This is a genomic window from Sinorhizobium sp. 6-70, assembly GCF_030124375.1.
Taxonomy (GTDB): domain Bacteria; phylum Pseudomonadota; class Alphaproteobacteria; order Rhizobiales; family Rhizobiaceae; genus Sinorhizobium.
The window spans coordinates 103,167-126,734 of the sequence record NZ_JASKLS010000016.1 but is presented as its reverse complement, the minus strand read 5'-3'; the positions used below and the strand labels follow the sequence as shown (position 1 = coordinate 126,734).

At 61.4% G+C, this 23,568-nt stretch carries 20 protein-coding genes and 1 tRNA gene; 13 read left to right on the top strand and 8 right to left on the bottom strand.

Annotated features, from left to right (window positions below; translation table 11 throughout):
- The first annotated feature begins 15 nt into the window (after window positions 1-15).
- The 7 genes from kdpA to QN222_RS25300 are packed head-to-tail and all read left to right on the top strand — an operon-like array spanning window position 16 to window position 8,570.
- Entirely contained in the window at window positions 16-1,719 is a 1,704-nt protein-coding gene (gene kdpA / locus QN222_RS25330) for a potassium-transporting ATPase subunit KdpA (RefSeq protein ID WP_283963263.1), read from the top strand.
- Between the two features lie 9 nt (window positions 1,720-1,728).
- On the top strand, window positions 1,729-1,899 hold the full coding sequence (locus QN222_RS25325) for a hypothetical protein (protein WP_283963264.1): 171 nt from the start codon (window positions 1,729-1,731) through the stop codon (window positions 1,897-1,899).
- 41 nt (window positions 1,900-1,940) lie between these two features.
- The gene (gene kdpB, locus QN222_RS25320; protein ID WP_283963265.1) at window positions 1,941-4,031 is read left to right on the top strand and encodes a potassium-transporting ATPase subunit KdpB; all 2,091 of its coding nucleotides are present in this window, start codon (window positions 1,941-1,943) and stop codon (window positions 4,029-4,031) included.
- Between the two features lie 11 nt (window positions 4,032-4,042).
- The gene (kdpC, locus tag QN222_RS25315) at window positions 4,043-4,612 is read left to right on the top strand and encodes a potassium-transporting ATPase subunit KdpC (RefSeq protein ID WP_283963266.1); all 570 of its coding nucleotides are present in this window, start codon (window positions 4,043-4,045) and stop codon (window positions 4,610-4,612) included.
- A gap of 60 nt (window positions 4,613-4,672) precedes the next feature.
- On the top strand, window positions 4,673-7,378 hold the full coding sequence (locus QN222_RS25310; RefSeq protein WP_283963267.1) for a sensor histidine kinase KdpD: 2,706 nt from the start codon (window positions 4,673-4,675) through the stop codon (window positions 7,376-7,378).
- Window positions 7,375-8,070 carry a response regulator transcription factor gene (locus tag QN222_RS25305; protein ID WP_283963268.1) on the top strand — a complete coding sequence of 232 codons (696 nt, stop codon included), beginning with the start codon at window positions 7,375-7,377 and terminating at the stop codon, window positions 8,068-8,070. Before QN222_RS25310 ends, QN222_RS25305 begins: the two co-directional genes overlap by 4 nt.
- Before the next feature lie 50 nt (window positions 8,071-8,120).
- Window positions 8,121-8,570 (top strand): PTS sugar transporter subunit IIA, encoded by a 450-nt coding sequence (locus QN222_RS25300; protein ID WP_283963269.1) that lies wholly within the window; start codon window positions 8,121-8,123, stop codon window positions 8,568-8,570.
- A 19-nt stretch (window positions 8,571-8,589) separates the two neighbouring features.
- On the opposite strand, the gene QN222_RS25295 is transcribed toward QN222_RS25300, so the two are convergent.
- A complete protein-coding gene (locus tag QN222_RS25295; protein WP_283963270.1) occupies window positions 8,590-9,255 on the bottom strand; it encodes a phosphoribosyltransferase in 666 nt (221 codons plus the stop codon).
- 2 nt (window positions 9,256-9,257) lie between these two features.
- Complete coding sequence (locus QN222_RS25290; protein WP_180940046.1) at window positions 9,258-9,917, bottom strand: dienelactone hydrolase family protein; 660 nt, start codon at window positions 9,915-9,917, stop codon at window positions 9,258-9,260.
- A 278-nt stretch (window positions 9,918-10,195) separates the two neighbouring features.
- On the opposite strand from QN222_RS25290, the gene QN222_RS25285 reads away from it, so the two are divergent.
- A complete protein-coding gene (locus QN222_RS25285; RefSeq protein ID WP_283963271.1) occupies window positions 10,196-10,999 on the top strand; it encodes an aldo/keto reductase in 804 nt (267 codons plus the stop codon).
- 179 nt (window positions 11,000-11,178) lie between these two features.
- Here QN222_RS25285 and QN222_RS25280 read toward each other — a convergent pair whose 3' ends face one another.
- The 5 genes from QN222_RS25280 to QN222_RS25260 all read right to left on the bottom strand — a co-directional run bounded on the left by QN222_RS25280 (window position 11,179) and on the right by QN222_RS25260 (window position 15,730).
- Window positions 11,179-12,408, bottom strand: a complete 1,230-nt coding sequence (locus QN222_RS25280; RefSeq protein WP_283963272.1) for a cytochrome-c peroxidase — start codon at window positions 12,406-12,408, stop codon at window positions 11,179-11,181.
- A 10-nt stretch (window positions 12,409-12,418) separates the two neighbouring features.
- The gene (locus QN222_RS25275) at window positions 12,419-12,871 is read right to left on the bottom strand and encodes a FixH family protein (protein ID WP_283963273.1); all 453 of its coding nucleotides are present in this window, start codon (window positions 12,869-12,871) and stop codon (window positions 12,419-12,421) included.
- Between the two features lie 139 nt (window positions 12,872-13,010).
- Window positions 13,011-13,862 carry an AraC family transcriptional regulator gene (locus tag QN222_RS25270; RefSeq protein WP_283963274.1) on the bottom strand — a complete coding sequence of 284 codons (852 nt, stop codon included), beginning with the start codon at window positions 13,860-13,862 and terminating at the stop codon, window positions 13,011-13,013.
- A 705-nt stretch (window positions 13,863-14,567) separates the two neighbouring features.
- Window positions 14,568-14,643: transfer RNA gene (locus QN222_RS25265), tRNA-Thr, on the bottom strand.
- 76 nt (window positions 14,644-14,719) lie between these two features.
- Window positions 14,720-15,730: a nitronate monooxygenase family protein gene (locus tag QN222_RS25260; protein ID WP_283963275.1), complete on the bottom strand. Its 1,011-nt coding sequence runs from the start codon at window positions 15,728-15,730 to the stop codon at window positions 14,720-14,722.
- 395 nt (window positions 15,731-16,125) lie between these two features.
- Between QN222_RS25260 and QN222_RS25255 the strand changes: the two genes are divergently transcribed.
- Window positions 16,126-17,289 (top strand): biotin transporter BioY, encoded by a 1,164-nt coding sequence (locus QN222_RS25255; protein WP_283963276.1) that lies wholly within the window; start codon window positions 16,126-16,128, stop codon window positions 17,287-17,289.
- Between the two features lie 224 nt (window positions 17,290-17,513).
- Here the strand turns inward: QN222_RS25255 and ppk2 are convergent, their stop codons facing one another.
- Entirely contained in the window at window positions 17,514-18,416 is a 903-nt protein-coding gene (ppk2, locus tag QN222_RS25250) for a polyphosphate kinase 2 (protein ID WP_283963277.1), read from the bottom strand.
- Window positions 18,417-18,556: 140 nt separating this feature from the next.
- On the opposite strand from ppk2, the gene phoR reads away from it, so the two are divergent.
- The 4 genes from phoR to QN222_RS25230 form a co-directional block, all read left to right on the top strand.
- Window positions 18,557-19,816, top strand: coding sequence for a phosphate regulon sensor histidine kinase PhoR (gene phoR, locus QN222_RS25245; RefSeq protein ID WP_283963278.1), 1,260 nt, complete (start codon window positions 18,557-18,559; stop codon window positions 19,814-19,816).
- Window positions 19,817-20,011: 195 nt separating this feature from the next.
- Window positions 20,012-21,046, top strand: coding sequence for a substrate-binding domain-containing protein (locus tag QN222_RS25240; protein ID WP_283963279.1), 1,035 nt, complete (start codon window positions 20,012-20,014; stop codon window positions 21,044-21,046).
- Window positions 21,047-21,143: 97 nt separating this feature from the next.
- Complete coding sequence (pstC, locus tag QN222_RS25235) at window positions 21,144-22,628, top strand: phosphate ABC transporter permease subunit PstC (RefSeq protein ID WP_283963280.1); 1,485 nt, start codon at window positions 21,144-21,146, stop codon at window positions 22,626-22,628.
- A partial coding sequence (locus QN222_RS25230; RefSeq protein ID WP_284005640.1) for a DUF3333 domain-containing protein occupies window positions 22,625-23,568 on the top strand: 944 nt, incomplete at its 3' end. The genes pstC and QN222_RS25230, both read left to right, overlap by 4 nt.

The window sequence follows — 23,568 nt, the reverse complement described above, 5'->3', positions numbered from 1 at the left end:
CGGAAAGCCACGTCTATGACTCTCAATGGATGGATACAGATTCTCGTCTTCTGCGGGATCGTCATTTTGCTCGTGAAACCGCTTGGCGGTTACATGACGCGCGTCTTCAACGGCGAGCGCACCATTTTTTCGCTCATCTTCGGGCCGATCGAGCGCGGCCTCTATCGGATCGCCGGGACGAGCGAACGCGAGGAACAGCACTGGACAGCCTATGCCGCGGCGCTTTTGTTCTTCAACCTCGCCGGCTTCCTGCTCCTCTATTTCCTTCAGCGCCTTCAGGGTACATTGCCGTTCAATCCGGCCGGCATGGGCGCCGTTCCGCCGGAACTCGCCTTCAACACAGCGGCGAGCTTCATGACCAACACCAATTGGCAGAACTACGGCGGCGAAAGCACGATGTCCTACCTCGTGCAAATGGCCGGACTGACGGTGCAGAATTTCGTCTCGGCTGCAACCGGCATGGCCATCGCGGTCGCCTTGATCCGCGGCTTCGCCAGGGCATCGGTAAGATCGGTTGGCAATTTCTGGGTCGATATGACCCGAAGCACGCTTTACGTGCTGCTGCCTATCTGCGTCGCGCTGACGCTCGTCTACGTCTATCTTGGCATACCCCAGACCCTCGGTGCCTACGTCAACGCCGCGACGCTTGAAGGCGCGCAGCAGACGATAGCCGTCGGGCCTGTCGCCTCGCAAATCGCCATCAAGATGCTGGGCACCAATGGCGGCGGTTTCTTCAATGCCAATGCGGCGCATCCCTTTGAGAATCCGGACGCGATCTCGAACCTGATCCAGATGGTGTCGATCTTCGCGATCGGCGCGGCTATGACCAACGTCTTCGGCCGCATGGTCGGTAACCAGCGGCAGGGCTGGGCCATCTTAGCGACCATGAGCGCTCTTTTCCTTGCCGGCGTTGTCGTCTGCTATTGGGCGGAAGCCGCAGGCAATCCGCTCGTCCATGCCTTTGGCCTCGAAGGTGGCAACATGGAAGGCAAGGAGGTCCGCTTCGGAATTTCCATGTCGGCGCTTTTTGCTGTGATCACCACAGCTGCTTCCTGCGGCGCGGTCAACGCCATGCATGGCAGCTTCACGGCACTCGGCGGCCTCATTCCGCTCATCAATATGGAGCTGGGTGAGATCATCGTCGGCGGCGTCGGCGCGGGGTTCTACGGCATCCTGCTGTTCGTCGTTCTCGCGATCTTCGTTGCCGGGCTGATGGTCGGGCGTACGCCGGAATATCTCGGAAAGAAGATCGAGGCGAAGGAGGTCAAGATGGCCGTCCTCGCCGTTCTCTGCCTGCCGGCAGCGATGCTGATCTTTACAGCTATTGCCGCGGTCCTGCCTACGGGCGTCGCCTCGATCGGAAATGCGGGCCCGCACGGCTTCTCGGAGATCCTCTACGCCTATACGTCGGGTGCGGCGAACAATGGCTCTGCCTTCGGCGGTCTGACCGGGAATACGCCCTGGTACAACATCACCATCGGTCTTGCGATGCTGATCGGACGCTTCCTGATCATCATTCCGGCACTCGCGATCGCCGGCTCGCTCGTAACCAAGAAGACCGTGCCCGCCTCCGCCGGGACGTTCCCCACCGACGGCGCACTGTTCGTCGGCCTCCTGGGCGGCGTCATCCTGATCGTTGGCGGGTTGACGTTCTTCCCGGCCCTCGCCGTCGGCCCGATCGTCGAGCATCTCGCCATGCTTCTCGGACAGACCTTCTGAGGTGGCGTCATGGCCCGGATAATCCGTCAACCACATACGTCGTTCCCTTCCCGCGTCGAACATTCGGCGCGGGAAGAGGCGCCGCCACGGGTCTCGACCATCCTCTGCCTGATCGTAGGTGGGATGACGCTCCTCGTGCTCATCGGCAAGGCGTTCACCCTTCTGTTCGCAGTGAGCTGATTGCTCGCCGGGCGTTCACAAACTTCAAGCTGGAGTCTCCTATGAGCCAGTCCAAATCCGCGAGCATCATGGACGCTCGCATCCTCGTGCCCGCCATTGGCGATGCATTCCGCAAGCTCGATCCGAGGAGCCTTGCCAAAAACCCGGTGATGTTCGTCGTCGCCGTCGTTTCCGCACTCACGACCATCCTTCTGTTCAGGGATCTCGCGACCGGTGGCGACAATATCGGTTTCTCGTTCCAGATCGTCCTCTGGCTCTGGTTCACCGTGCTTTTCGCCAATTTCGCGGAAGCGGTTGCCGAAGGCCGCGGCAAGGCACAAGCCGAGTCTCTAAGGCGCACGCGCACGGAAACTCAGGCCAAGCTGCTGACCGGCGGCGACCGCGCGGACTACAAACTCGTGCCCGGAACCAGTTTGAAAGTCGGCGACCTCGTCCTCGTCGAGGCCGGCGACATCATCCCGTCCGACGGCGAGGTGATCGAAGGCGTGGCCTCGGTGAACGAGGCGGCGATTACCGGCGAATCCGCTCCCGTCGTCCGTGAGTCCGGCGGCGACCGGTCGGCCGTCACCGGCGGTACCCAGGTCCTTTCGGACTGGATCCGCGTGCGGATCACGGCTGCGGCGGGCTCGACCTTCATCGATCGCATGATCTCCCTCGTCGAAGGCGCGGAACGCCAGAAGACGCCGAACGAGATCGCTCTCAACATTCTGCTGGCTGGAATGACGCTGATCTTCCTGCTCGCAACGGTCACCATTCCGAGCTTCGCCACCTATGCCGGCGGCTATATCCCGGTTCTGGTGCTTGTCGCCCTCTTCGTCACGCTGATCCCGACAACGATCGGCGCTTTGCTCTCGGCGATCGGCATTGCGGGCATGGATCGCCTCGTGCGCTTCAACGTGCTTGCCATGTCGGGCCGTGCGGTCGAGGCGGCGGGCGATGTCGACACGCTGCTGCTCGACAAGACCGGCACGATCACGCTCGGCAACCGCCAGGCGACCGAGTTCAAGCCGGTCACGAGTGTCACGGCCGAGGAACTTGCCAATGCCGCTCAGCTCGCCTCGCTTGCCGACGAGACGCCGGAAGGCCGCTCCATCGTCGTGCTTGCCAAGGAGAGATATGGCATCCGCGCCCGCGAGATGAGCAGCCTGCATGCCACCTTCGTGCCGTTCACGGCGCAGAGCCGGATGAGTGGCGTCGACTTCGACGGTTCCACTATCCGCAAGGGTGCTGTCGATGCCGTTCTTCAGCACGTGGAGCGCACCGTCGCGGGGGGCGCGAATGGGACTGGAGGCGTCGTTGGCCTGCGCGAGCCGCAGGCGATTCGCGAGATCCAGGCAATCGCCGATGAAATCGCCAGGTCCGGCGGCACACCGCTGGCCGTCGTCAAGGACGGACGGCTGCTTGGCGTCGTTCACCTGAAGGACATCGTCAAAGGTGGCATCCGCGAACGCTTCGCCGAATTGCGCCGCATGGGCATTCGGACCGTCATGATCACCGGCGATAATCCGATGACGGCCGCTGCGATCGCCGCGGAAGCTGGCGTCGATGATTTCCTTGCGCAAGCGACACCCGAAAACAAGCTCAGCCTCATCCGCGAGGAACAGGCCAAGGGCAAGCTGGTGGCGATGTGCGGCGACGGCACCAACGATGCGCCCGCTCTCGCCCAGGCCGACGTCGGCGTCGCGATGAACACCGGCACGGTCGCGGCGCGCGAAGCCGGCAACATGGTCGATCTCGATTCCGATCCGACCAAGCTCATCGAGATCGTCGAGATCGGCAAGCAATTGCTGATGACGCGCGGCGCCTTGACAACCTTCTCGATCGCCAATGACGTGGCGAAGTACTTCGCGATCATCCCGGCGATGTTCCTTGCTTTCTACCCGCAGCTCGGTGCGCTCAACATCATGGGGCTCGCTACGCCGCAAAGTGCAATCCTGTCGGCAATCATCTTCAACGCGCTGATCATCGTCGCGTTGATCCCGCTCTCGCTGAAAGGCGTGAAATACAGGGCTATCGGAGCCGGCGCGCTGCTGTCGCGAAACCTGCTGGTTTATGGCCTCGGCGGCATCATCGTGCCCTTCGTCGGCATCAAGGCGATCGACATCGTCATCACCGCGTTTGGCCTCGTATAAGGATCATCTTCATGTTGAAACAACTCAGACCCGCGATCGTCATGATCATCGCACTGACCGTCATAACCGGACTGGTTTATCCCCTCGGGATGACCGGGATCGCTCAGGCCCTTTTCCCGCATCAGGCCAATGGCAGCCTGATCGAGAAGGACGGCAAGGTGATCGGCTCCGAACTGATCGGCCAGGCCTTCAGCGGTGAGGGCTACTTCCATGGCCGTCCTTCTGCCGCCGGCGACGGTTACAACGCTGCCGGATCAAGCGGCTCCAACCTCGGCCCGACCAGCGCGAAGCTGATCGACCGCATCAAGACCGATACCGAGGGGCTGAAAGCGGAAAACCCCTCGTCGCCGGTGCCGATGGACCTCGTCACCACTTCCGGCAGCGGCCTCGATCCGCATATTTCACCGGAAGCCACCTATTTCCAGGTGCCGCGCGTCGCCAGGGCCCGAGGCATGGACGAAGCAACGGTGAGCGCAATGGTCGATGGTCATATCGAAGCGCGCGAGCTCGGTTTCATGGGTGAGCCGCGAGTGAATGTGTTGGCCCTCAACCTTGCGCTCGATGGCGCAGGCGCGCAATAAGACGAAGGCGTCGAGGCCCGTTTTACGACGGGCTTCGGTGCCTTCAACGAGGAAAGATCAATGGTTGACGAGAGACACGGTACTGATGCCCGACCCTCGCCGGACGCTCTCCTTGAAAATGCCGAACGCGAAACGCGCGGCCGCCTGAAGATCTTCCTCGGTGCCGCGCCCGGCGTCGGCAAGACCTATGAAATGCTGGTCTCGGGCAGGGCGCGCAAGGCCGAGGGCGTGGATGTCGTCATCGGCGTCGTCGAGACCCATGGTCGCAAGGAGACCAAAGCGCTTGCCGAAGGGTTCGAGGTCGTCCCGCGCAAGAGGGTCGACTACAAGGGCCACCTCCTCGACGAGATGGACATTGACGCCATCCTCGCGCGCCGCCCGGAATTGGTTCTCGTCGACGAGCTTGCCCACACGAATGTCGACGGCAGCCGCCATGCCAAGCGCTATCTCGACGTCGAGGAAATCCTCGCCCGGGGCGTCGACGTCTACACCACGCTGAATGTCCAGCACATCGAAAGCCTCAATGACGTGGTCGCGCAGATCACGCGCATCCGGGTGCGCGAGACCGTGCCGGACTCGATCATCGATCGGGCCGACGACATCGAGATCATCGATCTCACTCCCGATGACCTGATCAAGCGCCTGCATGAGGGCAAGGTGTACCTGCCGAAGACAGCGAAACGGGCGATCCAGAACTACTTTTCACCCGGCAACCTAACGGCCCTGCGCGAACTCGCCTTGCGTCGCACGGCGCAGCGCGTCGACGAACAGCTCGTCAGCCACATGCAGGCGCACGCCATTCCAGGCCCTTGGGCGGCGGGAGACCGGGTGCTCGTCTGCATCGACGAACGGCCGCGCGGAGCGTCGCTTGTCCGCTACGCCAAGCGTCAGGCCGATCGATTGCGTGCACCCTGGGCGGCGCTTCACGTCGAGACGTCACGCTCGGTCAGCCTCTCCGACGCCGACCAGGACCGGCTTGCGGCGCATCTGCGGCTTGCGGAGCAATTGGGCGGAGAGGCAACGACCGTTCCCGGGCAGAACGTGGCGGGCGAAATCCTTCGCCACGCGGCGGCGAACAATTTTACGCAAGTGATCGTCGGAAAGCCCAGCAAGTCCCGATGGCGCGAGCTCGTCGAAGGATCAGTGTCCCATGACCTGATCGGGCATGCCGGCGACATCAGCGTGCACGTGGTTTCGGGCGCAACGGCGACGCCGGCCGAGCAGCGCGGCATCAAGACCGCGCCCCCTCCGACACAGGTCAAGCTCCGACCCTATCTCTTGAGCACGGTCTATATCACCGTCGCACTCGCCCTTGGCGCGCTGCTGGATCAGATTCTGGACGTCCAGAACATCGCGCTCGTCTTCCTGATGGCTGTGCTGACTTCGGCGCTGACCGCCGGACTGTGGCCGGCGCTCTATGCCTGCGTCGCGAGCGCTTTTGCTTTCAACTTCTTCTTTCTCGATCCGCGCTACACCCTGACGATCGAAGACCCGGAAAGCGTTCTGGCGCTCGTCTTCTTTCTCGTGGTCGCGGTGATCGCGAGCAATCTGACGGCGCGCGTGCAGCGGCAGGCGATCGCTGCGCGGCAGCGGGCGAGGGCGACCGAAGACCTCTATCTCTTCTCGAAGAAGCTCGCGAGCACCGGCACATTGGACGACGTGCTGTGGGCCACGGCGTACCAGATCGCCTCGATGCTGAAGGTGCGTGTCGTCATTCTCCTTCCGGAGGAAGATACGATCGAGGTCAAGGCGGGTTATCCACCGGACGACACGCTGGTGGATGCCGACATCGCCGCCGCCCGTTGGGCATGGGAACATGATCGGCCGGCGGGGCGGGGAGCCGACACGCTGCCGGGCGCAAAACGCCTCTACCTTCCCCTTAAGACCGGCCGCACGGCGATCGGTGTGGTGGGGCTCGACAATGACAAGCAGGGACCGCTGCTGACACCGGAGCAACAGCGGCTTTTCGATGCCCTGGCCGATCAGGCGGCGCTTGCCATCGAGCGCATCCAGCTTGTCGCCGACGTCGATCGTGCCAGACTGGCGGCCGAGGCCGACAGGCTTCGCTCCGCGCTGTTGACGTCGATTTCCCATGATCTCAAGACACCGCTTGCGGCGATCATGGGAGCGGCGGGCACCTTGCGTGATTATTCGGCCTCCATGCCGGAGGACGATCGCGTGGACCTCCTTTCGACCGTCGTCGACGAATCCGAGCGTCTCAACCGGTTCATCACCAACCTCCTCGACATGACCAGGATCGAATCCGGTGCGACGCAACCGAACGCCTCCTCGCATTACGTCGGCGACATCGTCGGCACCGCATTGCGCCGGGCGAACAAGATCCTGGCAAACCACAGGACGCTGATCGACATTCCGCCGGACCTGCCGATGTTGAGGCTTGACCCCGTCCTGTTCGAGCAGGTGCTGTTCAATCTTCTCGACAATGCCGCCAAATACGCCGCGCCGACCTCCACGATCCAGATCCGCGGCTGGGCCGACGGCAGCGTCGTTTTGCTGCAGGTCATGGACGAGGGGCCGGGCATTCCGAGCGGCGACCTCGAGCGTGTGTTCGATTCCTTCTATCGCGTCGAAAAACGTGATCATGTCCGGGCTGGCACCGGCCTCGGCCTTTCCATCGGCAGGGGATTTGTCGAGGCGATGGGCGGTACGATTTCGGCCGGAAACAGGACGGACCGGTCGGGTGCGATCTTTACGATCAGGATGCCCATCCCGGCGGAAAACCCAAATCTGGAAAATCTGACATGACGATCTCTGCTGTGAAAATACTGGTCGTGGACGATGAACCGGCGATCCGGAAGCTGCTTCGCGTGGGCCTGACGACGGAAGGCTATCAGGTGATGGAAGCGATCAATGCCAAGGACGCGATCGCCCAGGTGGGTGCGGATCAGCCAGACCTGATCCTGCTCGATCTCGGCCTGCCCGACATGCCCGGCCACGACCTCCTTGCCAAATGGCGAAACGAAGACGCTCTGGATTTGCCGATCGTCATTCTCTCCAGCCGCACCGACGAGACCGGTATCGTCCGGGCGCTGGAGATCGGGGCTGACGACTATGTCACCAAGCCGTTCGGCATGAAGGAACTCGCGGCGCGCATCCGGGTCGCGCTTCGGCACAGGTTGCAGCAGCAGGGAGAGCGGCCGGTCTTCAAAACCGGTGAACTTTCGGTCGACCTCGTCAAACGCATCGTGAAGATCGGGGACAAGGAGATCAAGCTGTCGCCGAAGGAGTACGATATTCTGCGCGTGCTCGTGCAGCATGCAGGCAAGGTCATCACGCACCAGTATCTGTTGAACCAGGTTTGGGGCGGGTCGACCGACGTCCAGTATCTTCGCGTCTATGTCCGCCAGCTCCGCCAGAAGATAGAGCGCAGCCCGGACCAGCCCCAATACATCACGACCGAGACCGGCGTCGGCTATCGCCTGTGCGAGGTCGATTAAGTCTTACGGGACAGCATCGCTCCTGGACGGGTAAACAGCGAAACGGCATCATGAAAATCTCGGAAATCATCAGTCCGGAGAGTGTGAGACTTGATCTGACCTCTCCATCGAAGACGAGCCTTCTTCAGACGATTTCGGAAATCGCCGCAACGGCGCTTGGCATTGCAGCGTCGGAAATATTCCTTGCTTTGACCAACCGGGAAAAGCTCGGCTCGACCGGGATCGGTCAAGGCATCGCCATTCCGCACGCGCCCGTGCCGGCTGTGGGGAGCCCCTTCTTCCTGATCGTACGGCTGAAGCAACCGATTAATTTCGAAGCGGTCGACGATGCTCCGGTCGATATTGTTTGCCTGTTGCTGACACCGGTTCCGGGAAGCCAACTAAACGTACTGGCCCACCTGGCCAGAAAGCTGCGGTCACCGGAAATCGTCGAGGCGGTCCGTTCCGCATCGACGCCCGAGGGAGTGTATTCGCTGCTGGCGGATGACGGCGAGCCGTAGATTTGAAGACGCAGGCAGCTCAAGCCGTACCGCTGCGAGCCTCGTCGAGAAGCCTTGTGACCTCTTCGTCCGATGTCTGGTCGAAGTCGCTATAGTGGACGCCGACCGCCCGGAATGGCTCCGGGGTTTGCAGGCAGATGACGTCGTCAGCTTCCGATTTCAGTTGCTCGAGCGCGTCGCTCGCTGCGACCGGAATGGCAAGGATGATCTTGCCCGTTCCCGCTTTGCGCAACGCCTTCATAGCAACCTTGACAGTGCCGCCGGTTGCGACGCCGTCGTCCACGACGATCACCGTGCGCCCCTCGGTTGGCGTAGGAGCCTGGGCTCCCTGATAGACTTCGCGCCGCCGCTCGATTTCCGCGAGCTGGTGCCGGGTTTCGGCCTCGACGTAAGCAGCATTCGGATTGACGAGGCGCATTGCCTCCTCGTTGTATACGAGCTGCGGATCACTGCCGTCCACCACAGCGCCGATGCCATATTCGGGATGTCCCGGCGCGCGGATCTTGCGCACCAGAACCAGTTCGAGCGGTGCGTGCAAGGCCTTCGCTATTTCGGATGCCACGGGCACGCCGCCACGCGGCAATGCCAAGACCAGGGGGTCCGACCGGGCATATTTCGCCAGAACGCCTGCGAGCTGCCGTCCGGCGTCCTGTCGATCTGCAAATTTCTGTTGTGGAGATGTCATGGTCATATCCCTCTTTGAGTGTTGCCGAGATGGATCAAGAACCAATCTGTCGCATGCCGGATCACCTGATCCATCGTGCCGGGCTCCTCGAACAGGTGGCCCGCACCGTCGATAATGATGAGCCGCTTCTCGCAGGCCAGCGCGTCGAAGGCGCGTTGGTTCATGTCGATCACCGGCCCGTCGAGACTTCCGACGAGAAGCAGGGTTGGGGCGCGAACGCCCGGTAGCATCTGGATGGCAAGGTCAGGGCGTCCGCCGCGTGATACCACGGCGGCTACATCCGGTTCGGCGTAAGCCGCCTGCAGCGCCGCGCCGGCACCTGTGCTCGCGCCGAAGTAGCCGACCGCCAAGTGCACGGTCTCGGGAGCTTCGGCGACCCAACGCTTGGCCGCCACGAGCCGTTCGGCAAGGAGATCGACGTCGAAGACGTTCCGGCGGTCCTGTTCCTCTTCAGGTCTCAGGAGATCGACGAGAAGTGTCGCCAATCCTGCTTCCCTCAGTGCGGCCGCAACGCGATTGTTGCGAGGGCTGAAGCGCCCGCTTCCACTGCCATGGGCAAAGATCACCAGGCCGCTCGCACCGGAAGGAACGCCGAGAAAGGCCTCGATACCCGCTCGGTCGATTCTTACGGACTGTACATCTTCAGGTGCCGAAAAGGCCATGTGCTTGCCCTCTCAGTCGCGGCGCAGGCGCCCGCGGTATCGTCGCTGGGAGCTTCGGCTTCGCCCCGATCCGACTTCCCACCAGAAACAAGTTCAGCGTGGTACTGGATGGAGCGTTCCGCCGACTTCATGTGATTCAATCCCCGCAAGCGCCGATTGTTCCCCGCTCCACAGAGCGATCGGCTGGAACCCTTTTCCCGAGCAGATGTTTGGTGGTGAGAGCAGAGCGCTGCGGCGCCCTGGATCCAATCGTTCCAACCAAGGCAAAGGTGCAAATCATGGACCCGAGAACCGAGATAAAGCTGCACACCGGCAACAGGATACCGGTCATGGGCGTCGGGACTTGGCAGTTGACGAGCGACACCGCGGACACGATCGCGACCGCCCTCAATCTCGGCTATCGAATGATCGACACCTCCGGAGACTACGGAACCCAGCCAGGCATCGCCGACGGAATCCGCAGGAGCGGCGTCGAGCGCGCGGGCTTCTATCTGGTAACGAAAGTGGAGGAGCTCGGGGACGCCTATCACGCGACGCGAAAAAATCTCGACGAACTGCAGCTGGACTATGCCGATCTCATGCTCATACACCGTCCGCCGCGAACGGGTGCGGGAGAGGATCTTTGGCGAAGTCTTATCCGGGCGAAAGAGGATGGCCTTACGAAAGACATCGGCGTCAGCAATTACTCGATCGAGTTGATCGACACGTTGATAGATGCGACCGGCGAAGTCCCGACGGTCAATCAGATCGAGTGGAGTCCGTTCGGACACAGCAATGACATGCTGCGTTATGCGCGGGAAAAGCAGATCGTCATCCAGGCATACAGCCCCCTCACGCGTACGAAACGGCTTCGGGATGCGACGCTTGCAAAGATTGCCGCCAAATACGGCAAATCGCCGGCGCAGGTGCTGATCCGATGGAACCTTGAGCGTGGCACGGTCCCCGTTCCCAAGGCCAATCAGCGGCAACATTTGGAAGAGAACATCGACGTGTTTGACTTCGATATCAATGGCGACGACCTGGAAGCCCTCGATGGCCTGAACGAACGCTACTCGTCGCTTGGGACCCTTCCATATGTTTGAGCATCAAGTTCCGGTTTCGCTGCGCCCCAAATTTCCACGATTCGTCGCCCAGGCATCTGGACCGAAACCCAGCCTCACACCGTGTTCCGCTTCATACCCATCGGATGCCGTGTGATTTTGCGCGCGCGACGAATCCTGATGTATTGGCGAAAGCGCCGGATCCGGGCGCTCGTTTTCAATCAGTCTTCTTCGCTCAGAGTGGCAAGGAAGGCCTGTAGCGCCTGGACTTCCCTGTCATTCAGGTTCAGTGGCTCAAGCTCCGAATGTCCAGCCGGCGCCGGAGGCGCCTTGTTGTAGTGACGAACGACTTCGTCAAGCGACCTGAACTGTCCGGCATGCATGTAAGGTGGCCTCAGTGCCACGTTGCGGAGCGACGGCGGTTTGTAGGCGCGCAACAGCTCATCGCCTTCGCTGACCATAAAATTCAGTTCGGTGCAGTCGGGTGGCGCGGCGTCGCTGTAGCGGCCGCGACAATTGAACGGATCGTTCTTCACCTGCAAGGCTCCGAGTGCCCGGCCGGTGTCCTTGGGCAGTCCTTCGACGGTCGGAACGCCCGTATTGTGAAAGTGATTGTCTGTCAGCAGCGGCCCGTTGTGGCAATTGATGCAGTTTCCCTTTCCGATGAAGATGGCCAATCCCGCGATTTCGGTTTCGCTCAGCCCGTTATTGGGTGCCGTTCCCGCCTGAAGGCTGCGGGCATAGCGGTCAAAGCGCGTTTCGCGCGGCTTTATGGTCCGCTCGAAGGCGGCGATGGCCTTGCCGATATTGGCAAACACACGGTTGACCGCCTCGCGCTCCCCCTCGGTCATGTTCGGCCAGGCAGACTTGGCCGCGGAGTTGCCCTCCGGCGATGCGTGATCCGGCAGACTTGTGAGCTCGGGCAACGGGCCAAACAGCCGCTCATAGTCGCGGCGGTAGTGAACCGCGACCTGTCGTGCGAGAGCGGTCCGGTCGCTGCCGTGCTCGACGGCGCTTTCGAGCGGCCCGAGGGCCTGTGCCCACTGACTGTCCTTGCGGCCATCCCAGAAGAGGAAGGGTGCATGGGCCGTGCCGCTGATCGGCATGGTCCTTCGGTTCGTCTGTCCGACGCCGTGGCCGAGGGGCGTACCGTCCTGGAACTGGCGGTCGGGCAAGTGGCAGGTCGCGCAGGCGACCTTGCCGTTTGCGCTCAGACGCCTGTCGTTGAACAGCGCCTTGCCGAGCTCCGCCGCTCTGGGGTCATCCGCGACCCGGTTCGACGGATCGGCGGGCAGGGCGGGCAAGGCATCGAGCGACAGTGAGGCAATCAGGCTTTTCTGCTCCTCGGACCAGTTCTGGTTGACGAAAATTCCACCCTTGTATGAAAAACCGGCCAGCACAACGAGCGCGATGATGCCGGCGGCGGCGTAGGGAATGCCGGACCGTTTCATGGGGCTCGCCTCAGAGTTTCAGATTGAAGGTGGTTTCGTCGCTGCCTGCGCCGCTTGTCGCGTGCACGGTTACGGTCCACCAGCCCGGCATGTTGAATTTGATCCCCTCGACGCGATAGCGGCCGCCACCCAGATCGGCGGTCACGCGCGGCGTGGTCGGCAGACCATGGCCGTGCTGTGGCATGCCGCCATCGATCGTCAATGCGGCTTTTTCCACCGGCCTTCCGTCGCGCGTCTTCAGGGTGACGGTGAAAACGTGCATAGCCCCGATCGAGACAGGGTTCATGTCTGTGTCGAGGCGGGTTTCATAGACGCCCGCGTCCGAGTAACGGGTGAGTGAGAGATCGAGGTTTTCGGGAAGTGGCGACCTCATTTTTGCTGCGGCGCCGAGGCCGACCATTGTGATCAGCGCGAGCGGTGCGGCCCATAGAAGTCTTGATTTCAGAATCTGACGCCTTGTCATGGCAGCTCCATTTCGAACAGGTTTGGGATGGCCTGCTTTACGGACTGTTCGGCGGAGAGAATTGAACGAAAGGGCTACTGCGCGATTTCTGAATCGGAAGCAATTGTAGGTCTGAACCGGCGCGCGCCGTTGAAATGTGTCAGACCGGTATTTTCTGTTCGGCAGCGGTGATGTCGATCCGCAGTGATGTTGGCACAAGGCCGAGCATCCGGCGGCAGGTGCGGATAAGATGCGCCTGATCGGAAAAATTCGCCGCATGGGCCGCCTCGGTCCAGCTTGTCCCGCCGAAGCCGAGCTCCAAAGCCCTGTTTAGCCTTGTCCAGAGGATATAGGGGCGGAAGGCGATCCCCGTTTCGGCAACGAACAGATGCCTGAAACGCCCTTCGCTCAGCCCCGCGACGGCGGCAACATCGGCAAGACGCAAAGGCCCGTCGAGATGGTGCGAAATCCAGTCGATACTCTTCAGAATGCGGGGATCCGCCCTGTGGCGAGACGAAGCCGTGCCGGCCAATCGGTTGAGCAATGCCTGCGCATGAGAGGCGAGATCGTCGTCACCGGCACCGGCTGCCCAGGCCGCTTTCAAATCAGCTGAAACGTCTGCCGCGAGGCTGTCCGGAATGCGCGCGATGGAGCCGTTGCTGTACCGCTCGAGCAGGGCCTGCCCGATCGGCGTTTCCGGCGCAAACAGAATATTGCCGACCTGACGCCCAGGGGCGCGAAATTCATGGGCAAGATCCGGAGCGATCAGCGCACCGCGATAGGAGATCCAGGGAACATCGGTCCGCCCGCGAAATTGGATCGGGCCATCAAAGCCGATGCAGACCTGTATCGCATGATGCCTGTGCAGTTGCGCCGGGGCGATGGCCTGTCCGATCCACAGGCTCCCGCCACCCCAGAAGATGACCCGTCCAATGCCACTGACCTTCATCGCGATGTAGCTGTATCGCCCCCTCGCGATCCGTGCAAGACCGCTAAGACCAGGCCTGCTCAATCACGTCTCAATCTTTGGAAAGCTCTTCGGCTGTGGCCGCGATAGGTGCGTTCCCCAAGGAATTATCAGCATATTTGAAGGCCAGTATGCTGATCACTGAGGCGACTACAGCCATTATCACAAGACGCATGCAGTTTTCCGGGCTCGTTGTCACGCCTACAGCCGCGCGTCTCATCGGACGCGCAAAGATCGCTGTAGCACTTTGAATTGCTGCATGTCTTTGTCCCTAAATCGAGGTCGATTTAGGGACAAAGACATGCAGCAGCAACTCGCTGGGAGCCGTTGTTGTTCCAGCGCGGATGGTCGCTTCATTGAAGAGGAGCGAAGTTGGTGGGAACTATTGCCGGCTTATTGGGCGGCATTTCTATCGCTGTTTGATCGACCGCCAGTATGCTCATCACGATAGAGATGAGGACGAGTATAAGAGCCAGAAACGCGATGCCTGCCTTATCCATCGCCCATCATGGTCGGGTGAATGCGAGCAAAGCGGGGCAGCCCTCGTCGAAGACTTCACCGATGTCCGTCATGGTTAAATTTTGGTTAAGTTAAGCCAAATCATCCGGCAGGCGAGGGCAACTGGTCGCCGCGTCGATCGTTGCGACCGGATTTGGTCTAATCGTGCGTGTGAGCTGGGTGACGAACTCTCAAAGGCGCTGCACATTTGGCTCAGCGCAAGCGCATCGCAAGTCGACGCCTGGGAAGAAATGGTGCCGCTTACGTGACTCGAACACGTGACCCCATCATTACGAATGATGTGCTCTACCGACTGAGCTAAAGCGGCCCTCAACGGTCCCGCGGAAAGCCGCGGAACGAAGTGTGAGGCGCTGATAAACGCAAAGCGGCAAGATTTCAAGCCATCAGTTTCGAGAAGTTGAAAATTCCTTGGACGGCTGGACATGGCGATTGGCGCGAAGGCCGAGCCTTGCTCGCGCCGCGTCGTATTCCCGCTCCAGCCGGTCGACGAGTTGCGCCACCGTGCCGATCTCGCGGATCGCACCGATGCCCTGGCCGCAGCCCCAGATGTCCTTCCAGGCCTTTGCCCCTTCGGCGGCGCTGCCGAAGTCCATCTTGGAGGGATCCGCCTCCGGCAGCCTGTCCGGATCCATGCCTGCCGCGCTGATCGAGGGCTTCAGGTAGTTGCCGTGAATGCCGGTGAAATAGTTGGAGTAGACGATGTCGGCGGCGCTGCTGTCGACGATCATCTGTTTGTAGGCATCGCTGGCGCGCGCTTCTTCGGTGGCGATGAAGGGGGAGCCGATATAGGTCATGTCCGCGCCCATCGCCTCTGCCGCGAGGATGGCGCCGCCGGTAGCGATGGCGCCCGAAAGCAGAAGCGGCCCATCGAACCACGCCCGGATCTCCTGGACAAGCGCGAACGGCGAAAGCGTTCCAGCGTGCCCGCCGGCCCCGGCCGCAACCGCGATCAGTCCGTCCGCGCCCTTACGGATCGCCGAATTGGCGTGCCGATTGTTGATGACGTCGTGGAGCACGATGCCGCCGTAGGAATGGATGGCGGCATTCACTTCCGGGACGGCGCCGAGCGACGATATGACGATCGGCACCTTGTATTTGATGCAGAGCATCAGGTCCTGCTCAAGCCTGGCGTTCGACTTGTGGACGATCTGGTTGACCGCGAACGGCGCCGCAGGCCGGTCGGGATGCCTGGCATCGTGATCGGCGAGCGTTTCGGTGATTTCCGCAAGCCACTCATCCAGTTGCGATTGCGGGCGCGCATTGAGGGCGGGAAAGGAGCCGATGACGCCCGCCTTGCACTGCGCGATCGTCAGCCGTGGATGCGAGACGATGAAGAGCGGTGCGCCGACCACCGGCAGTCTCGTTGTTCCGGAAAGGATTGGCGGCAAGGACATCAGGTTTCTCCATCCTTCACTCTTTTGACGTTTGCGTAAACGTCAAAACAAATAACAGCAACCAACGAACTTGCAAAGAGACGCTTTCCACGCAGTGATGCGCACCCACCTGGTTTTTCCCCGTAGAAGTCCCGGTGGTTTTGCACCCGGACTTGCGAATTCCGAAAGCAACGGTTACCCAATCGTTAATAAAACCAACGGCGTGGATCGGGTAGGGGACTGTTCTCTCCTGAAAGGATGGAACACCCGCTCGGGCCGCGGCGCGCCGCTGCAGCGCCGCGCGTCTTGTCAGGCGCGCAAAGGTCGCTGTACTGCTTTGAATTGTTGCATGTTTCTTTAAATCAGCACGATCTGAGGAAACCTGCAGCAGGCTTCGTTGCACAGAAGGACTTGATGTGAGCGGACTCGAAACTGCGATCAGAAATGCACTGGAACGCTCCGACAGGACCAATGCGGAAATCCGTGCACGCATCTATCAGTCGGCCCGCCAGGCGCTGGAAAACGGACTGAAGAAGCAGCAAATCGAAGACCCCGACGTGATCGCGAAACAGCGTCACCGGCTCGAAGCGGTCATTCACGCGATCGAGACGGAAGAACGCGCGGCCTTGCGGGGGCGTTCCGCTGCGGCACCTGCAGCACCGGTCGTCGGCCAGGGCGGAGCGGGCGAGCGGGCGGCGCCAAGCCCGGCGGCTGCGGATCTTTCCGTTTCCCCCCGGCGCGAGCCGACTGCCGATGGACAAGGCCGCGCGGGACAGGGCGAAAGCGACCTGGGTGCCCTGCGCGCCGATCGTGAGGACTCGTTGGCCTCGGGGCGGACAGTCCCCGCACCGCAATCCACAGCTGCGGGCGACAAGGCCGCGTCGGCTGCGCCCGACGTCGGCGCCGCGGAAAAGCGGCCGCGCAAGCGTCGGCGAGGCCGCCTGCTCTCCTTTGCCATGGTCGTGGCAACGCTCGCGGCGGCGGCCGGCGCCGCGGTGTGGTGGATCCAGACGAACGATTTGCTGAAATCCCCGGCCGATACCGGCGTCGCCAATCCGCCTGCCACGGTGGAATCGGAAGATTTCGATGGGGCGGCGGGACTTCAGAACCTCGCCGCGCAGGAGGGCTTCTCGGGCGAGTGGGTTGAGGTATTCACGCCGGCGGAGGTCGCGGCGATCAAGCCGGGCGCGCGCTCCACCGTCGAGCCTTTGAACGACGCAGGCGGCGAGCGCGTGCGCGTGACCTCGGCAGTCGGCGGCAAGGAAGGGGATCTCGTCTTCGAAATTCCCGCCGATATACTGACACAGCTCTCGGGCAAATCATCGACGTTGGCGCTCACCGTCCAGGCGATGCCCGGCAAGACGGCGGAATTTTCCGTCGAATGCGACTTCTCCTCGCTCGGTGCCTGTGGCCGCCACCGGTTCACCGTGCATGACGAGCGGCTGGATATGCTTTTCAAGATCTCATTCGATCGGAGTCTCGCGCCAAGCGGTCCCGGCAGGCTCGTGCTGAACAGCGACGTCAGCGGCGCGGGCAACAGCCTGGATATTTTCGCGATTCGTGTGCTGCCGGGGCAATAGAGCAATTCCAGGAAAAGTGGGTAAACGGTTTTCCGTCCGGAATTGCGTAGTTTCAAAGAGTTAGATCATTTCACTGTTTCAATGAAACAGTGAAATGATCTAGTGCGGTCGAGCGTTCTGCGCCGCCCGCGTTCGAGCGCGCACGAGCACTTCTATGTGGGGCATGACTGTTCCTGGACTCGACATGGCGCGCGTTTACTCGGACGCGCGTCCCGCGCTTCAGATCATTTCAGAAAGCCCGGCCCGGAGCCGACGATCTTGTCGTCGACCTCGCCGATGGCCGCCTTGTCCTTGCCGTCATAGTCCAGATTCTTGAGCATGTGGCGGATCAGATTGATCCGCGCGCGGCGCTTGTCGTTACCGCGAATGACCGTCCAGGGGGCATGGTCGGTGTGCGTTTCCTTCAGCATCCGATCACGCTTCTCGGTGTAGTCGTCCCACTTGTTCAGCGCGGCGATATCCATCGGCGACAGCTTCCAGATCTTCAAGGGATCGTGCCGGCGATCATGGAAACGCTTCAACTGCATCTCCCGGCCGATATTGAGCCAGAATTTGAACAGCTGGATGCCCTCGTGGACGATCATTTTCTCGAAGCGGGGGGCCTGCTTGAGAAAATGCTCGTATTGCTCCGATGTGCAGAAACCCATGACCGGTTCCACACCGGCGCGGTTGTACCAGGAGCGATCGAAGAGCACGAATTCCCCAGCCGTCGGAAAGGTCGCCACGTAGCGTTGGAAATACCACTGGCCGCGCTCGGTCTCGGTCGGTTTGGTAAGCGCGACGATGCGGGCGGAACGAGGGTTCATATAGGCCATCGTCGCGTGGATGGCGCCGCCCTTGCCGGCCGCGTCGCGGCCTTCGAAAAGCGCCATCACCCGTTTGCCCGTCGCCTGCATCCAGAACTGGACCTTGACCAGTTCGATCTGCAGTTTCGTCAGCGTTTCTTCGTACTCGTCTTCTTCCAGCTTCTTCTTGTAGGGATAATCATCGGACGAGAAGGCGTCGTCATCGATCCATTTCGGCAATTCCGGGTTATCGATATCGAAGATGCGGGACTTGCCGCCGATCCGCAATTCGACCGCCCGGCTCTCCGGTTTGGCCCCAGCTGCCGCTGTTTCTGCTGCCATTTGCTTTGCCTCCCGCTGACGCTCGATTTCCGCGAAGGAGGCCATAATTGCATTGCGGATTCAAGCACGTCGTGAAAATCATGTCATGAAGCAGCGCTATCTCTCTGCTTTCGCGGCATCGTGATCAGGGAGAACTGCAATTGAGTCATGAGGATGTTGTGTTGGACGACGCAAAGGTGTTCTGGCGAACGCTGTTGCCGAAGCTGAAGGCGGAACGGTGGGTTCTCGGCCTTTCGATCCTGATCGCCGTTCTCGCCACGTTCGCCGGTATTCACATCCTCGCCGTGCTGCCGTTCTGGATCGTGCTTGCCGCGGCGCTGCTCAATCGCAGCGTGCCGTCGGTCCAGCCGGCGCCGGTAAGTGCCGTTGTCGCCGAGAAGGGGAGCGACCCGCTGGTACCGGCGTTGAACGCACTCGATATGCCCGTGCTCGTCGTTGGCGCGGACGAGACAGTGCTGTTCCAGAACATTGCCGCCGAAAAGGCCTTCGGCACGATTCCCCCGAACAGCGATCTTTCCGCGCGCGTCCGTTCCCCGGGCATCCTCGATATGGTTCGTGAGACAATCGCCACCGGCAAGATCAATCAGATCGAACACACCGAGAGACTGCCGTCGGATGCCGTCTATGTCGTGAGGGTGGCGCCTGCCGAGATTGGAACCGATGCTTCGAGCCGGCGTATCTTCCTGCTGACCTATCGCGACATCTCGCAGGCGCGCCGGATCGACCGGATGCGCTCGGATTTCGTCGCCAATGCCAGCCACGAACTGCGTACGCCGCTCGCCTCTCTTCGCGGCTTCATCGAGACGCTGCAGGGGCCGGCGCGCAACGATCCGAAGGCGCAGGAGAGGTTTTTCGGCATCATGCACGAGCAGGTCACCCGCATGAGCCGGCTCGTCGACGATCTCCTGTCGCTCTCCAGGCTCGAACTGAAATCGCATCTTGCCCCGGAAGACATGGTCGATCTGGCGCCGCTGCTCGGGCACGTGCGCGACAGCCTGCTGCCGCTCGCGACCGAGCTCGACGTGGCGATATCGCTCGACGTTCCCGATGCACCGGTCTTCGTCCCGGGCGATCGCGATGAATTGATCGAGGTTTTCGAGAACCTGATCGAGAACGCCTGCAAATACGGGCAGGAGGGCAAGAGGGTCGAGGTGCGTCTCACAGGCGGAGAGAGCGAGCAGGCCGAGGTGACCGTCCAGGACCATGGCCCGGGCATTCCGGCCGAGCACGTACCGAGAATTACCGAACGTTTCTACCGGGTTAACGTGGAGGCGAGCCGTTCGAAAAAGGGAACCGGCCTCGGGCTTGCCATCGTCAAGCATATTCTCACGCGCCACCGTGCCCGCCTCCTTGTCCATTCGGAGGTCGGCAAAGGCACGATTTTCACGGTCCGCTTCTGACACAAAACGTCGCCGCCTTCTCGTGGAATTCGAAATAACGCAGCTTATTCAATGACATAGCCTGTCATAAATGTTTCACCGAACTGACATAAAAGGTGTGACCATCGGCGGCTAACTAGGGGCAGCCGATTACACGGCGAAGAGAGCGCTGGATCCTTAGCGCACCAACCACAAGCCCATTCCGGGAGAACATCAATGAAAGCTCTTAAACTCACTGTAGCGGCGCTTGTCGCATCCGCCGCCTTCGCGGGCGTCGCAGCGGCTCGCGACCAGATCCAGGTCGCCGGCTCCTCGACCGTTCTTCCCTACGCAAAGATCGTCGCCGAAAGCTTCGGCGAAGCCTTCCCGGACTTCAAGACTCCGGTGGTCGAATCCGGCGGCTCCGGTGCAGGCCTGAAGGAATTCTGCAAGGGCGTCGGCGAAGACACGATCGACGTCGCCAACTCCTCGCGCAAGATCAAGGACAGCGAAGTCGAGGCCTGCAAGGCAGCTGGCGTAACCGAAATCCAGGAAGTCAAGATCGGTTATGACGGCATCGTCTTCGCAACCGACGCCGGCAACCCCGACCTCGCCCTGAAGCCGGAACACCTCTACAAGGCTCTGGCCGCTGAAGTCGTCGTCGACGGCAAGCTCGTTGCCAACCCCTACAAGAAGTGGTCGGAAATCGACGCTTCGCTGCCGGAAGCTGAAATTGCCGCCTACATCCCGGGCCAGAAGCACGGCACGCGCGAAGTCTTCGAAGAGAAGATTCTCACGGAAGGCTGCAAGGAATCGGGCGCCCAGGACGTCATCAAGGCTGCCGTCAGCGATGCCAAGGAACAGCTCGCCAAGTGCATCGCTGTCCGTAAGGATGGCATGGCTGTCGACATCGACGGCGACTACACCGAAACGCTCGCCCGGATCGCCTCCAACAAGAGCGGCATCGGCGTATTCGGCCTTTCGTTCTACGAAAACAACGCCGACAAGCTGAAGGTTGCAACCGTCAACGGCATCGTTCCCTCGACCGAAACGATCGCTTCAGGCGAATACCCGGTTTCCCGCCCGCTGTTCTTCTACGTCAAGAAGGCGCATCTGGGCGTCGTTCCGGGCCTCAAGGAATATGTCGAGTTCTTCATTGACGATCAGATGATCGGCCCCGACAGCCCGCTCGCCGAATACGGCCTGGTTTCTGCTCCGGATGCCGAGCGTGAAGAAATCCGCAAGGCTTTCGAAGCCGGTAACCTGCTCTAACTAAAGACACGCCCGGGCGTGGCCTTGCGTCGCGCCCGGGTTTGCGTTCATTCGATTTGCCGGTGGCCGCGACGGTCGTTGCCGGGGAGACGTGCCGATGAGTACTTCGCTCCTTCTTTTGATCATTGTTTTGATTGGTTTCATTGCCTATTTCGCCGGTCGCGCGCGTTCGCTTGCTCAGTCGGGCGGCAAACTCGCGAATCTGCACTCCTTGCCCGGCTATCACGGCAGCTATGTTGCCATCTGGGCGATCCTGCCGGCGGCGCTTGTGCTTGCCGCCTGGCTGATCGCATCGCCGCTTTACATCGATTCCAGCGTTCGCTCGTCGCTTCCCGATTCCGTACTGAGCCAGGGTGAAGCGACGACGCAGCTTGCGCTCGGACAGGTCAAGTCTGTCGCCGTCGGTCTCGCCCGCTTGAACGCGGACGAAATCGCCGCGCTCGAAAACGGCTCCGCCAACCTGCGCGAAACGCTTGCAGCCAAGGGCGTGGCTCTCGCCGGCGAGGGCGAGCCGTACATGGTCGAGGCCGCCAAGCAGTTCAATGCGATGCGAGACACGAGCCGTTGGCTGATGAGCGCTGTCGTGCTGCTCGTCGCCGTTGCGGGCTGCATCTATGCGATCCGCAACATCAGCGCCCGTTTTCGCGCCCGCAACCAGGTGGAGCGCGTCATGCTCGCTTCGCTGATTGTGGCCTCGTCGATCGCCATCCTCACGACGATCGGTATCGTCACGTCGATGCTGTCGGAAGCGGGGCGCTTCTTCACCATGGTATCGCCTGTCGAGTTCTTCTTCGGCACGGTTTGGGACCCCCGCTTCGCGGCAGCCGGCAGCAGCGGCACATCGGGCCAGTTCGGTCTCCTGCCGCTTCTCGGCGGCACGCTCTATATCGCCTTCGTCGCGATGCTGTTCGCAGTGCCCATCGGGCTCTTTGCGGCCATATACATGGCTGAATACGCAAGCCCGCGGCTGCGTTCGACGGCGAAGCCGCTGCTTGAGGTGCTCGCCGGCATCCCGACGATCGTCTACGGCTTCTTTGCGCTCGTCACGGTCGGCCCGTTCCTGCGCGATATTTCGGCGCAATTGAGCGGTCTCATCACTGGCAGCTACCAGAATTTCATTCAGGCGCAGAGCGTCATCACGGCTGGGATCGTCATGGGCATCATGCTCATTCCGTTCGTGTCCTCGTTGTCCGACGACATCATCACCCAGGTGCCGCGGGCGCTGCGCGATGGCTCCCTTGGCCTTGGTGCCACGCGTTCGGAGACGGTGAAGAGGGTCATCCTGCCGGCCGCACTGCCCGGCATCGTCGGCGCGTTGTTGCTGACGGCCTCGCGAGCGGTCGGTGAAACGATGATCGTCGTGCTTGCCGCCGGTGTCGCGGCGCGCATGCAATTGAGCCCCTTCGAGCCGATGACGACGGTTACGGTCAAGATCGTCCATCAGTTGACGGGCGACCTGGAGTTCACGTCGCCGCAGACACTGGTCGCCTTCGCGTTGGGCATCACGCTGTTCGTCATCACGCTCTGCCTCAACATCTACGCGCTCTACATCGTGCGCAAATATCGGGAACAGTACGAATGACCGAGCTTGCCTCCCCCACGGTAAAGGTCTCCACCCGTCCTGCCGAAACCCGCCGCGATATTGGCATCAAGCGCCGTTATGCGGCAGAGCGGCGCTTTCGCGCCTACGGCATCACGGCCATCACCCTTGGCCTCTTGTTTCTGGCGATCCTCATCTCGACGGTGGTCTCCAACGGTTACACCGCCTTCCTGCAGACGACGATCACGCTGCCGATCGAGTTCACCGAGAAGGTGATCGATCCGAAGAACGAGCGCGCCACCGATCCCAAAACGTTGATGACCGCAAACTATCCGGTGCTCGTCCGAAATGCGCTCGTGAACCAGCTTGGGCTCGATGCGACGAAGCGGCCCTTGGTCAAACAGGCGACCGACATGGTTTCCGCGAGCGCCCGCACGCAATTGCGGGATATCGTCGTCGCCGACCCTTCGATTATCGGAAAGACCGTGCCGGTGACTCTGCTCGCCGCAGCGAACATCGATTCCGCGTTCAAGGGCCAGATCGATCTCTCGGTCGCCGAGGCCAACCGCAAGGTCAAGGACCAGCAGGTCGCCTGGATGAACCAGCTTGCCGATGCCGGCGTGCTCAAGAAGGGCTTCAACACCGGCATCTTCACCTTCGGTGCGTCGAGCCGCCCGGAAGCGGCGGGCGTCGGCGTCGCACTCGTCGGATCGCTTTACATGATGCTGATCGTGCTGGTGCTGGCGCTGCCGATCGGTGTCGCCGCCTCGATCTACCTCGAGGAGTTCGCGCCGAAGAACCGCCTCACCGACCTGATCGAAGTCAACATCAACAATCTCGCGGCCGTACCGTCGATCGTTTACGGTCTTCTCGGGCTTGCCGTCTTCATCAACTTCGCCGGCATGCCGCGTTCGGCGGCCTTGGTGGGCGGTTTCGTGCTGACGCTGATGACGCTGCCTACGATCATTGTTGCGAGGCGTGC